The organism is Roseovarius aestuarii, from assembly GCF_019966515.1.
Classification (GTDB): Bacteria; Pseudomonadota; Alphaproteobacteria; order Rhodobacterales; family Rhodobacteraceae; genus Roseovarius; species Roseovarius aestuarii.
Window position 1 is genome coordinate 1 of record NZ_JAIMIB010000039.1, and the last position, 13,300, is coordinate 13,300.

Here is a 13,300-nt window from a genome sequence, read left to right on the forward strand (position 1 = left end):
AAGCGCGTGCTTAGTGCGAAGAGGACTTGGCACTGGGGCAAAGCCTATCGCGAAGTTGGTGTTCGCCGCGCCTACGGCGTTGCCGCTGCCGAAGTAGCAAGTATCGAACGCCGTGCCGGTCGCACCGGTCTTATGGAAATAATTACCAGAGCCGAGGCGGGCGAAAAATTTGCTACTGTGCTTATCGATGTGCTTGCGCGATAAGAAACATTACCGCTGCCCAACGAATAGGCCATAGAAAGCCAGCGGCAAATACTAAGTTGAAATACTAAAAAAATGACGCAAGATGACTGTTTCAGGCCTTTTCTAACAGTTCGCACGGATGCTGCGAGCGCTTTTTTTGAAAGCTGTTAGAAAAAGAAAGGTAGGTTTCGTCCCACAAACAGCCTTTCTTACCATGCGCAGCATTTTGCAGTTTGGGCTCTTCGGATAATTTCGTTGCGCCAAAATCGAACGGCAGGTCTGGGAGAAATCGTTCATCGCGCTCAGTTCGGAGACGATATGAGTTCAGGCATGCATTACCTCTTATTTGAGCGAACTCCGAAGCAAAAATTTATTGCGATGCTCACCCAATCTGAGAAACAAACTCATGCGGATAGGCCGTCTCGACCAGTCGTCTACGGATGACAGGATCAATAGCGGTACTCGTTTCGGAAAAAATCCCGGTCTGCTCGATGCACCAGCGCGGTGATCTTTCCTCGGAAATTCGTTTCCAGATTATTGGTGTCGCATAAGGCATCAGCCGCGGACGTGTGGCAACACCCATGGTCAGCCCTTGGATCAGATTGATCCTCTGGCGATGGGCAGGGAACATGATTGTGCTGGAGATGAAGCTGTCTTCGCTATTGGCGTTTTCGATCAGATAAATACGGTTCCCCTGGTAGGCGACCAGGCCCAAATGCCGTGTTCTCTGCCGGACAGAGCCATCCTTGCTATAGGCGCGTTCAAACGTATGGCTTACGACTTTGCCTTTCTCTTCACGTAACCAGACCAGGGTACGGATGATGTCTCCACCCCAGGTCGGGGTCTGGAAATGCCCGTGGTAGAACCCCAGATACCGACGCAGCTGTCGGGCCTGACCTTTGAATATAAAATCCAGGGAATGTCGCGATCTGTGATTATCGCTGGGGTTCAGGGTTTTCAAAACAGTGGAAAACTGATCGTCGTCCAATAAGAGCGTATCGACGTTCATCCCGAAATACTGGGCTATCCGGCGGAGATTGTGCGCCGAGGGCATGCCGCCACCGTTGAGATAGCGGTTGAACTGTTGGCGGTTGAACCCAATTTCGCGGCAAACCTGGGCAATGCTGATGCGTTCTGCACAGAGACGCCGCAAATTGTTTGAAAAATTTTCTGACATCGGCGCCCCTGTCTTCGCGAGTTTACACTATACTGATTACAAGTGATTACAAGTGTGTATCCCCGAGAAATTTGGATCTTCGCCGTTTTGTGATGAAACCCCGCCGGGAACAAACCGTTGCGAATGGGGACAAAGATGATCAAACCACCGTTTACAGATGTCGTGATTAAGAAATCACCATCCGGATTTTATGAAAACTACAGCCTTCCGATCGCGATCGGCAGCAAGTGCATCATGGTCGCGCTGGTGCTTTGGGCGCTTTTGTGGCCCAGCTCCGCGAACAGCATTCTGAATAGTTTCAAATGGCAACTGCTCGAAAGCTTCAATGCCTTTTACATTATCCTGTTTGGCTTCTTTGCGGTCTTCCTCATCGCCATCGCCGTAATCCCCTCGACAGGGAAGCGCGTGATGGGGTTGCCGGGAGAAAAGCCGGAGTTTTCGAACTTTTCCTGGTTCGCCATGATGTTCGGTGCAGGTCTGGGTGTGGGTCTCATGGTTTTTGCCACCGCGGAACCATTGGGGCTGTGGGGATCAAACCCTGAAATTCTGGCCCAGAACGTCGAGGCCAATTCCGAAGCTGCGCTGCGGTCGACCTATGTCTTCACCTTTGCCCACTACGGCTTCCACACCTGGGGCGTCTTCGTCATCGCGGGTCTGGCCATGGCATATTGCTCGTATACGCGCGGGCTTCCCCTGACGATCAGAAGCGCGCTGACACCTCTGATCGGCCGCCACGCGAATGGGATCATCGGGCACGTGATCGACACGCTCGGTGTGGTCGCGACGATCCTCGCGGTTTCGGTCACCATCGGTTTCGGTGTCAGCCAGTTCATCAACGGTCTTTATGCGATCACCGGAATGGACTGGATCATGAACCTGGGCGGCGAGGCGCCGGCACCAAGCAGTGCGGGCCTAATTGCAGGGCTGGTTCTGATCATGACCCTGTCGATCCTGTCGGCCGTTTCGGGCGTTGGAAAAGGTGTGAAATACCTGTCGAACCTCAACCTGGTTCTGTCCTTGATCCTGCTGCTCACTTTCGTGGTCTTCGGGTCGTTTACCTTTGCAATGACAACCTACGGGATTGCTCTGGTCGATTATGTCGTTCAGTTCGCTTCACTGTCGTTCAATGCCTATTCCCCGATGAGTGAAGCCGATTTCGCGGCAGCGCTGCCAGAGGCCGCAAAGCCACTCGCAGGCGACCTTTTCGCCGGAGCAACCAACGCCTGGGGCAGCTACGATGGTTTTGTCTCGGATTTGAAAGGTGACGCAGCGGCGCTGGATGAGGCGACGCTTGCGGCGGTCTATGACGCTGGCAACAACGGCCGCCAGTTTACCTGGCAGGCCGGCTGGACAACCTTCTACTGGGCATGGATGGTGGCTTATGCACCGTTCGTGGGCCTTTTCCTTGCGCGTATCTCGAAGGGCCGCACCATTCGGGAATTTGTCATCGGCTGTGTTGTAGCGCCTTCGCTGGTCTGCTTCGCCTGGATGACTATTCTCGGTGCCACCGCGATTGATCTGGAGCTGAGTGGTGTTGCTGAAGGAGCAATCACAGGTGCGTCGAACACCAACAAGCTCTTCGTCACCCTGTCCTACATTCTGGATGGTGGTTTGTTGTCGATGCTCAACGTCATGTGCGTTGTTCTGGTGCTGACCTTCCTGGTCACCTCGGCCGACTCGGGCATTCTGGTCATGAACACGATCATGTCTGGCGGGGATCAGGAAACCGGTATCAAACACCGCATCGTCTGGGGCGTCATTCTCACCGCCGTGCTTGGCACGTTGTTGCTGGCGGCCGGAGAAACCAACCCGATGGAGGCGATCCGAAACGCGATGATCATTGGCGCACTGCCCTTTGCCGTCATCCTTGGGCTGATGATGATCGCGATGATCAAGGCGATGTACCGTGACTTCCTGCGAGAAAAGTACCAGCCCTCTGAGCTTGAGACCGAACCCGCAGAGTAAAGCAGTGACATCAGACCAGCAGGGCGACAGGTTCAACACTGGCGCTCTGCATGATCTCCATCACATAGGCTGTGTGGTTACTGCATCAAGAATAAGGTTGCCGGTTGCGTAGGCACTTCCTCGTCCCTGTGGAAGTAATTTGTTTAAGTATCCGATTGCCGGAACAAATTAGCCAGCAACTTTAAGTGGGTTGGGAATGGTTTGATCCCGACCCACTTTTTGCGCTCTAGAAACGTCTGCTCAATGTGATCCTCCGATGGAAGGCCAAAAACTTTTTTCACGCACGTTGCGGCCGTTCATGCAGAATGCAGCATTCGGTAAAATGGGCTCTGAGCCGTCCTGCGGCGATGCGGCGGCTGTTCGCTGTCCTGGACATTCGTCAGCGTTCCGGCAGATGGCTGGAGGCAGCCCAAAGCGGACGTGGGTTTCATTTATCTTCGTCGGGAAACGTGAATTTGCTGCAAGTGCTCGGGCTGCAACCCAGCATAGCGAAAGCAGTCATTCATAGGCCGGAATTCCTCACCGCTCATGCTGCGGTCTCCACCAATGGCCGCAACGCGCAGAAAGCGGACTTTTCAAAGTCAGCCACCTAGCTGGGCTGGCATTGCTGCAAAACAGGTCACGTTATAGTAGATCAATGAAAGAGAAGTTTTATCTACTTGGTACCAATACACTAAGTGTTACTCCACCTCCCATTTCAACCGTACCTTCGACAGAATTGATGATTGCTCCGTCGAGCCAACCGACTATGCGCCAAAATCTTTGGCGCTGACCAAATCTCGTTTCGTCAGAAATTAACTCCAATTGTCCTGCGTTTTCGAGAAATGCGTCCACCACCTGTGCACCGCTGACGTAAGGATTTGAAACAGTACAGACCGAAAAGCTCCGCCCATTGAATGCGCCAGTGTTTACGCCCAACAAATATGGGGCACCATCTCCAGAGCCCACTAGCCAACCCATTTGGTCTTCGCTCGGTTCAGCTGCACCGAACGCAACCATGGCCTGTTCATCCAGTGGAATGTATTCGAGCAGATCTGCGGCAGCCTTGACCTTGTCGATGTCAGCTTCACTTTGAACACACTGTCCAGCAAAAACGATAGCCAACTTGCGCGGGTCTGCATCTTTCATGATTTCGCCAACCGACTGAGTATAGGCAACAGTCGCCATTCCGAGCGAAAAGCACAGAGTAGCAGCGGCTACTTGTGAGAGAAACTCACCTTTTGACCTCATCCGAATAGTACCCCAATGCCATAACCAACGCCAAAAACTAGCACGGCAAACACGAGCTGTAGCGGCGAAGAGCCGATCAGTGTCCGCCAATAAGTGCCATCTGCCTTGAGCCTTTGCGCCTTCCATGACGGGAAATGAACGCCAATAAAAGAGTTCAAAACAGTGAAAGGTATCAGGATCCATAAAGGAGCGTGCCAAATTCCGGCGACAAACAACCCGATCAGGGAGAGAGTTCCCAACATTTAGAAGACCTTCTTTCATTCGGACAGGCTACAACTTAGGCGTCGCAGCGACTGTAACTCAATGCTGAATCGCAACAGTTACTCTCTAGTCCAACAAGCAATTTAGCGGGCTGTCTCCCCGGCGCTCGAACAATGTCCGCTTTGGGTTGCCCTGCCGTCATCAACAGAAATCTAGCAGCCGCTCTTCGGTTAAAGAACATCCACAAGGCTGCTTTGAGCCCTTATTAGACATCTGGCGGAACGTTTCTGAGGCTGCCATTTGTATTTTCCCCTATCTAGCTTCCCGTTTATGCCTAACGTATCTGAAATGATTTACTCCTAAGAGGACGAGGAAATGAACAAGCAAGTCGCCGAGTTTTTGGGCACCTTTACCTTGGTTCTATTTGGCTGCGGGTCGGCCGTCATTGCTGGTTCAGATATTGGCCTTACGGGGATCAGCTTTGCATTTGGGTTGGCATTGATCGGAATGGCCTACGCTATTGGTCCCGTGTCGGGCTGCCACATCAACCCAGCCGTATCATTGGGTGCAGTGGCGGCGGGTCGCATGAACATGTCGGAGGCTATCAAATACATCATCGCACAAGTTGCAGGTGCAATCGCAGCAACTCTTGTTCTTATGCTAATTATGTCAGGTAAAGCCGAATATTCTGTAGCGGAAAACGGCTTGGGTCAGAATGGCTGGGGCACGGGTTATCTTGGCGAATACAGTATGATCTCTGCCTTTGTGTTCGAAGTTGTTGCGACATTCTTGTTCATGGTTGTGATCTTGGGTACGACAGGCAAAAGCGCACCAGCATCAATGGCTGGCCTTTCAATTGGGCTTGCGCTCGTCGCAATCCATTTGGTGGGAATCAACGTGACAGGCGTTTCAGTGAATCCAGCACGGTCTGTTGGTCCTGCACTATTTGCAGGCGGAACAGCAATAGCACAGGTTTGGTTGTTCATAGCGGCGCCAATAACCGGTGCCGTCGCAGCAGGTTTGCTATTCAAAACTGGCATGTTCGACGCAGACGCATAGTCGTTGAAAATAATTCGCCCACCTTTGGGTGGGCCTTTCTTGACGTCGGCAATGTTTATTCAAACTCAAATAACGTCCATCTCTTTCAGACACAATTTACAACATAAATGTCCGGTTTTTCCGTACAGCCGCCATTGAGGCGCGAAAATGGCATCAAAACCCGAGTATTTTCGAGAGTTGACTTGTTTGAGCCCAAAATGACCAATGCCGCAAACTGTCTGAATGTCCGCTATTCGAACGTCAAAAATCACAGCTAGCTTAACCGTTTAATTGGAAAACCGGTCTTGGCAACAGGAGAGATTTCGGCATCTAAAAGGTTTACATTGCCTCAAAGCCAGCGTGCTCTTTCAGAGTTTCACAACGGTCATGAACAGTATGATAGTACCAGTTAGCACGAGAGCTAACGGTACCAAGTATTCGCGAATGCCTTGCCGATGCAGAGTCTGTGGTTTTTCAGGATCGACAAGCATCGTCCGTCTGGAACCTATAGTAGGGATGCTCCACCGCAGGGATATGCGATCGGCCTGTATGACGCGCCCATCTGCGGCGGTGTATTTATAAGAAAGCCTAACGGCCATGCGGCCATCCTTACGCAAGGCACCAAACTCTTCTCCTTTAACAAGACGCACGTCCACTTTCTGAGCTCTTGTCCTAAACCGAAGCGTCTTTAGGAAAAGCGCGCCGCCCAGCAGAATGAACGCTGCTGGGACGAACAAAATCAAGTCAAATGGAGGAAGGTTCACTATGTCATCCCTAAGCCATGATTTCGCGCAGAACATAGATCGGGCTGGACCAAGCCTGTGTTCCGTCTTCCAAGGTGACTCGCACGTAGAACGGGTTGTCCCTTCCTGACTGCGGACTCAGCGTGCGCTCAATCCGAACCGAGGTGTGAGGGTTGTCATCAGGCAGCCTGAACAGACGGATGCCGCGTGGCAGGATATCTGACGCGTCCAGCACGGTGTCTTCATACCCGATGTCCGCCAATGCGACGCTCTCATTCACCAAAGTGGTGCTGAGCTTGATATCTCCGGTAGTACTGTCATTCAGATCGGCTACGAAACCCGCAAAGTTCCCTGTTGTCACAGATTGCCACTCCAATTCTGTGCCGTCTTTAAGGTCAAGTGTCTTGTCACGATTAAAGAAATTCACCGGCACAGCAGAAGTAATTGTTGCCTTGTCAAAAATCGCAGTGCCATCCCATGGGACCGCGCGGAACCGACCGCGATATTCTGCTCCTTCCCATAAAACACCGATACGATTGCCAAGGTCTTCTTCGCTGTAAGGGCGATGGCATACCAAATGATCCAGACCGTTGAAGATATCGATGCGGCGAACCGGTGACGCCGCATCCACACTCATATTGAGGTGAACATCTCCAGAGGGAAGGTGGACAATGTCGCCCATCATCGCCACCTCGCATGGCTTGTTTGCACAGTCAGCGGTCAGCAAAGGATCATCAAGGTATTGCGTCGCGGGGCCATCGAACGTCGCTGTGACATCCATCCGGACTCGCCCGCTTGGGCCACCAGTCGTTGCATAATGGTGGCGCGCGTTGATACAGTCGATCAAGCCTTCCCGCGTCAATTCGGGCATCAAGAAACATGTTAGGCCGCCTACAGCGCCGAACCAACCAGCACCTGGGTAGCTCGCACCGGGGCGGCCTTTGTGACCATCGGAATTGCCGATGATGCCGACGCGGTATCCGCTCTTGAAGGCATCCTGAACGATCCACTCGAATGTGCCCCACGCGGAATGAACTTCTACGGATTTTTCGAACCTGCCATCGTGGGCCATGGTGATGTCAGCATAGCGCCCGCCGCAATGGGCAAAACAGATGACGTCCCATTCTTTGTTCTCGGCGAAGGCCTCAAACAATTCTCCAGCCGTATGACAATCTGTACCAACGTCGCTTCGGTCTTCGATCAAGGCGTGGGATGAACGGCGCATTGTGCGTCCCTCAACCGGAAAGAACACGTTGCGATCACCGCCGAGCGCCGTGTTACCTGACCATTCATAGCCGGGCAGTGTAACGAATTCGCCGTCTTGATTGAAATGTGCGGTAACCTTGTTAAGGTCCTTCCAGAACGCATCTGTCATCTGGAAATCATTGCCTTGGTGGGCACAGGCATCGAGGAACGCCTTGTCGCGCCCGAAAGTGAAGTAATCGGCAGCGCTGTTGGTGCCCAAGGTTTCATCTGATTGGCCATGTAGATCGCCCCAAAAGCTCATCCGTGGTGGGTTGTCGGCAACATCAGCCGGATTGCAGTTCGTTACAACCGATCCGTCTGGTGCATGCAGGGCGATTTCTAAGGGGCCGTTGTCCTTTGCAATCAAACCGTCAAGAACCGTGGTGAATTTCCCTTCCACAACATCGATTGTGTCCGGCAGGTTTTCGATGGGCTGATTAGCCTTAGGGGTCAGCGTCATCGAAGCTTTGTTCGTCGGGTTGCCCCACGTGTCCTCGGCTTTGATCTTCAGCGCGAACGGTTCACCGCTGGCAATTGTTGACGGCACAACCGCAACCCATGCCTCTGGCACTCCGGGCACAATTGAGATTGCCGGTTGTTCGGCCAGCGTTTGGAAGTTGTAGGTCGCAATTGGATCGACTAGCACACGGAATTCATACCGGCTTTCGCAAAAAGTTTGCAGGCGCATGCCGGGGCCACCGTGATCTGTGACGCCAAAGCGGACCGTAATCGTGTCCCCCTCTTTCATGAAGCCTTTGACAATCTTAATCTGCAGCGTCCGATCCCATGGTCGGATGTTACCTTTAGGATCGAAACGGGTCTGCAGGACGGCGTTGTTAGAGGCCACAACCTCAGTGTACCCTGCGGCTTTCGGGTCATCGAACTGCGGGTTTGTCTGGTCCGTCGCAAAACGCCAGACAACACGGATGCTGCCACTGTCATCAACACCGAACCGCCCGGCTGCATATGTCAGTGTGAAGCTGTGATATGTACCTGCGTCGAATTCCCCTGATTTGTTCAAAATGGCAGTGCCCAAATGCGACGGGTCTATAGGTGTCCGTAGCGCTCCGTTGTGCATTTCAAGCGGTGTCATCAAGGCGTTTGGATCAGACATGGGCAGTCCTTTTTCGTTCTAAAAAATATCGGTTCAATCAGCGGGAAAGTGATTTCTGTGCAGCATATCGAAGATAGCCGTCCAGTCCTGCCCGCCACGTCCAGCCTCTTGGGCTTCAGCGTAGATTGCTTCAGCCTGTGTCGGGAGCGATAAGGACACGCCAAGTTCGTTTGACAACGCCAAGGCAATGTCGAGATCCTTTTTCGCCAGATCAATCATAAACGCAGGCGTCAGATCCCCTTTTAAGACCTTTGCGGGATAGGTTGTGCTCATGTGTCCGCGTCCGGCTGCCGTGCCATTCATCACGCTTACGGCAAGGTCACGATCAAGGCCGGTTGCATCAGAAAACGTCAGGATTTGCGCGGTCAGTACATTCAAACTGGTGGTCATCAAGTTGTTTACGATCTTCATGCGAGATCCGGTCCCCGGCCCACCACAGTCGATGATCGTATCGCCCATGCATTCGAGAACAGGACGTACGGTTTCAAGATTGTCCTTGGTCGCCCCGACCATAAACAAGGATGTTCCCAACGCGGCCTCAACCGAGGTTCGGCCCACTGGCGCGTCGACCATTGCTATTTGTTTGACTGCAAGGTCTTTGCGAATGCCATCTGTCTCAGAGGGGTGGATCGTTGACATATCAATGAGCAATGCTCGGGTCTGCATCGTTTCAGCAATTCCGCCCTCGTCAAAAATCGCATGCCGCACGATTTTTCCGTTTGGCAGCATTGTAATCACGATTTCTGCGCTTTCTGCCACTTCAGCGGGAGAGTCCGCGGCCTGCCCACCGTTCAGTACGTGATTGTTCATTGCCGTACCCGAAAGGTCGAAACCGATGACTGAATGACCTCCCTTCATTAGGTTTTTGGCCATGGCGAGGCCCATTGTGCCTAATCCTACAAACCCAATATTTTCCATCTTATCGCCCCATCATTCTTCTTGCCGCTGCTTCATAGTTTGCTGGATCACCCGTCCATGTTCACTTGGCTGACGAATTTGGTCTTGCAGTAGGCGTCAAACCCTTCCGGCCCACCTTCGCTGCCAAAGCCACTATCTTTGACGCCGCCAAAAGGCGCCTCTGCCAAAGCGGGCGAGAAGTTGTTCACACCGATCCATCCCGCCTCAAGGTCGTCCGCCACATTGGTTGCGATATCCAGCGAGCGTGTGAACGCGTAAGCTGCAAGGCCATAGTCCAAGCCATTGGCCAGCTTCAACGCTTCATCATAAGTGGAAAACGGAACGATCGGTGCAATCGGACCAAACGGCTCTTGCGTCATTAGCGTTGAATCGTGCTCTAGGTCGATGACAATCGTGGGCTGCCAAAAGTGGCCCTTGCCTACAATGCCATTGCCCCCGGTTACAGTCTTGCCATTGCGCGCCTGCACATCTGACATTATCTGTTCCATGTTCTGGACGCCGCGTGCATTGGCCAACGGGCCCATAGTCACGCCGTCCAGCATGCCGTCGCCGACCTTCAACGCCTCCACCCGCTCGGTGAACCGCGACAGGAATTTCTGGTAAACGGAATCGTGCACATAGATGCGACTGACCCCCAAACAGACCTGACCTGCGTTGCGGAATTTAAAACCAGCGGTCAAATCCGCCGCTTTTTCCGCATCCGCATCGCCAAAGACCAGGACGGGGGCATGCCCCCCAAGTTCCATCGTGGCAGGTTTCAACAATTCACCGGCAAGTTTGCTCAGCTTACGCCCAACTGCGACTGACCCAGTCAAAGATACCTTTGCGATGATCGGCGAGCGGATCAGGTAATCCGAGATCATCGTTGGATCTCCCATCACCATGTTTAAAGCACCGTCCGGAACACCTGCATCCTGGCAGGCTTTGACAATCCCCGAGGACACGCCCGGCGATTCCTCGGAGGGTTTGATGATTATCGAACAGCCAGCACCCAAAGCAGCAGCAATCTTTCGGCCAAACATCACGCCCGGAAAGTTCCATGGGGCAAATGCGGCAACAGGGCCAACCGGTTCTTTGATGGTCGTTTGGCGATACCCTGGCTGACGTTGTGGCAACAAGCGACCATAGGTTCGGGTAGCCTCAGCCGCACACCACTGAAAAACATCGACTGTGCGATCAAGCTCTCCGCGCGACTCCGCAAGAGGTTTGCCCTGCTCCAATGTCATCAGAACCGCCAGCTCTAACATGCGCTCTTCTATTAGTGCAGCACACCGACTTAGGATCTTTGAACGCTCCCAAGGGGAGGTCTTGGACCAAACTTTAAACCCACGTTCGGCGGCCACAAGCGCGCGGTCCAAATCAGAAGTATCTGCGCAGCAAACCAATGCCACGATCTCACCTGTCGCTGGGTTTTCCACCTCGATCGTTTGCGCATTGCTGCCTTCGCACCATTCACCATCGATAAACAGTTTTCGCTTGTCCATGAAGCATATCCCTACAAAGTGGCGTCAAGTTACAGGTGCAGTATCGTGTATCTAATGTATAGTATGCACATAAAATGATCTATTACTATATAGTAATTGAGTCTACGAATGTTTGGAAACCCCGGTAATGTCCACTACCCTTGAAGCAATCAAAACGAAGCTAAATCGTATTTCCGAGAAATCAGAGACACGCATCAAGCATCGCCTTTTGGCCGATTCCATCATGGAGTTACTAGAAGACGGTACTCTTCAGGCAGGCGACCACTTGCCAACAGAAGCGGCCTTAGCCGAAGGGCTGCCCTTTAGTCTTGGTACAATTCAAAAGGCGCTGCGAAACTTGTCTGAACTTGGCGTGGTCAATCGCAAGTCACGCACGGGAACGGTGATTGCTGAAAAAACAGAAGAGATATTTGATCTCTGGCAATTTCGCTTTGTAAACGATGCAACCGACACACTCTTGCCTGTCTACAGCAAGGTCACTGAAATGGCGAAAATACAAACCAGGGGCCCATGGAGTGAATTCCTCGGCGACGAGGACTTCTATGTCAGGATTACTCGTGAGATCGACGTCGATCACCGATTCAAGCTGATGAATTTCTTTTACCTGTCTGACCGCCAGTTTGGGTCTGTCCTCGACCTTGGTTCAGCTGCTTTCGAAGGTGTGCACTTACATGCCGTCATCCGACAAGAATTCGGTATCGGCACTGTACGCACAAACAATCGCGTCGTTTGCGCAGCCTTTCCTGATCCTGTTAGCCTTCGCCTTGATCTGCCATCCGCCGCTCGCGGCATAATATGCGATATTCTTGGTTTTGCTTCATCTGATAAGCCACTATTCTTTCAGCAAGTTTATGTCCCTGCGCATGCCGACCCTATGGAGTTCAGAGAATTGCGGCCCTAGTAAGAATTGGACGCAGCGATGAGTAGTCCGCGACGTTCTGCGACTCAGACAGATTTGAATCGGTACATTGGACGCTAAAGAAATTTTCAAAGCAGACATTTGTCATCAGCGCAGCGGAGGTTCGAAAAGTCCGCTTTGCGGTCATATGGCTCTAAAATGACCGACTCTTTACCTCAGATGACCGCTCTGAGCCCAAACCTACCGATGATGCGGATTTTTGAAAGGCTGCTCTTCTGATGCGCCCGGAGAAATGTACATCCGTCAGCCCTCTTCGCGTGGCATAACAGTCGGGAGCGGATTTGCACGCTTACCTTTGTGTCTGGAGCGCCTGTACCGACTTTGATACTCGCGCCTCTGCTTTGCTACTTCATAAAGAACAATGCCTGAACTTGTGCCGAGGTTCAGGCTTTCGATCATGCCGAACATTGGTACCGCGACGCACATGTCACTACGGTTGACCGCAGCTTCACTAATTCCACGCTTTTCGTTGCCAAACCAAACAGCAAGTTTCGTGTGCTTGGTGAAGTCACCTTCATGAAGGAAGACGTTAGTTTTTCCTTTTACATGGGGAGATGTGACCACAGACACAAAGCCTTTCGTTTCAAGATGATCCATGCAGTCTTCGGTGTTGTCGAACCGTTTTACGAAGGTCCATTTCACTGCTGAAACAGACGTAGATGACAACGACTTTCGCTCACGCATATCCTGCCAATCTTCTGGTAGAGCTTTGCGCGGATCAACGACGTAGGCCTTTTCGACCCCAAGCGCGTTTACATTTCGAATAACGGTTCCGATGTTCTTGATGTCAACGGGGTCTTCGATAACTGCAATCAGGTTTTTGCATCGAAAATCTTTGATTGCATCGGCGCGCTTTCGAACCGATGCTTTCTGTTTCTTTGGTGCTTCGTTTTCCATAACAGCACTATACGTCGAGACAGTCGACTAACAAGAGTCGTGGAGCACACCGAAACGATCCAAGCAACCTACAGCAGTCATTGGTTCAACTGCAGCGAAGGGCAGCTTTGTCTAAGATTTTTTGATGCGGGCCAAGGTGTTAGGGTTGTGCGGGGCGGGATGGCCCGCGTTGACAAATCTGACAAG

The 13,300-nt window shown here is 52.3% G+C and carries 11 protein-coding genes; 4 read left to right on the forward strand and 7 right to left on the reverse strand.

Annotated features, from left to right (window positions below; genetic code table 11):
• A partial coding sequence (locus LC334_RS22415; RefSeq protein ID WP_223413129.1) for a hypothetical protein occupies positions 1-204 on the forward strand: 204 nt, incomplete at its 5' end.
• 361 nt (positions 205-565) lie between these two features.
• On the opposite strand, the gene LC334_RS22420 is transcribed toward LC334_RS22415, so the two are convergent.
• Positions 566-1,360: a helix-turn-helix transcriptional regulator gene (locus tag LC334_RS22420; RefSeq protein ID WP_085800927.1), complete on the reverse strand. Its 795-nt coding sequence runs from the start codon at positions 1,358-1,360 to the stop codon at positions 566-568.
• A 135-nt stretch (positions 1,361-1,495) separates the two neighbouring features.
• Between LC334_RS22420 and LC334_RS22425 the strand changes: the two genes are divergently transcribed.
• Positions 1,496-3,325 (forward strand): BCCT family transporter, encoded by a 1,830-nt coding sequence (locus LC334_RS22425; protein ID WP_085800952.1) that lies wholly within the window; start codon positions 1,496-1,498, stop codon positions 3,323-3,325.
• Positions 3,326-3,976: 651 nt separating this feature from the next.
• Here LC334_RS22425 and LC334_RS22430 read toward each other — a convergent pair.
• Positions 3,977-4,738, reverse strand: a complete 762-nt coding sequence (locus LC334_RS22430; protein ID WP_139836417.1) for a hypothetical protein — start codon at positions 4,736-4,738, stop codon at positions 3,977-3,979.
• Between the two features lie 393 nt (positions 4,739-5,131).
• Here LC334_RS22430 and aqpZ point away from each other — a divergent pair, with 393 nt between their 5' ends.
• Positions 5,132-5,815, forward strand: a complete 684-nt coding sequence (gene aqpZ / locus LC334_RS22435; protein ID WP_085800931.1) for an aquaporin Z — start codon at positions 5,132-5,134, stop codon at positions 5,813-5,815.
• Positions 5,816-6,162: 347 nt separating this feature from the next.
• On the opposite strand, the gene LC334_RS22440 is transcribed toward aqpZ, so the two are convergent.
• From LC334_RS22440 to LC334_RS22455, 4 genes are all read right to left on the reverse strand, one after another.
• On the reverse strand, positions 6,163-6,558 hold the full coding sequence (locus LC334_RS22440) for a hypothetical protein (protein WP_139836418.1): 396 nt from the start codon (positions 6,556-6,558) through the stop codon (positions 6,163-6,165).
• A gap of 10 nt (positions 6,559-6,568) precedes the next feature.
• Positions 6,569-8,530, reverse strand: a complete 1,962-nt coding sequence (locus LC334_RS22445; protein ID WP_223413130.1) for a DUF3604 domain-containing protein — start codon at positions 8,528-8,530, stop codon at positions 6,569-6,571.
• A gap of 399 nt (positions 8,531-8,929) precedes the next feature.
• Positions 8,930-9,814, reverse strand: a complete 885-nt coding sequence (gene yihU / locus LC334_RS22450; RefSeq protein WP_085800934.1) for a sulfolactaldehyde 3-reductase — start codon at positions 9,812-9,814, stop codon at positions 8,930-8,932.
• A gap of 47 nt (positions 9,815-9,861) precedes the next feature.
• Positions 9,862-11,298 (reverse strand): NAD-dependent succinate-semialdehyde dehydrogenase, encoded by a 1,437-nt coding sequence (locus LC334_RS22455; RefSeq protein ID WP_085800935.1) that lies wholly within the window; start codon positions 11,296-11,298, stop codon positions 9,862-9,864.
• A gap of 127 nt (positions 11,299-11,425) precedes the next feature.
• On the opposite strand from LC334_RS22455, the gene LC334_RS22460 reads away from it, so the two are divergent.
• Positions 11,426-12,199 (forward strand): GntR family transcriptional regulator, encoded by a 774-nt coding sequence (locus tag LC334_RS22460; protein ID WP_085800936.1) that lies wholly within the window; start codon positions 11,426-11,428, stop codon positions 12,197-12,199.
• Between the two features lie 261 nt (positions 12,200-12,460).
• Here LC334_RS22460 and LC334_RS22465 read toward each other — a convergent pair whose 3' ends face one another.
• Positions 12,461-13,114, reverse strand: a complete 654-nt coding sequence (locus LC334_RS22465) for a TrmH family RNA methyltransferase (RefSeq protein WP_085800937.1) — start codon at positions 13,112-13,114, stop codon at positions 12,461-12,463.
• Positions 13,115-13,300: the final 186 nt, after the last annotated feature.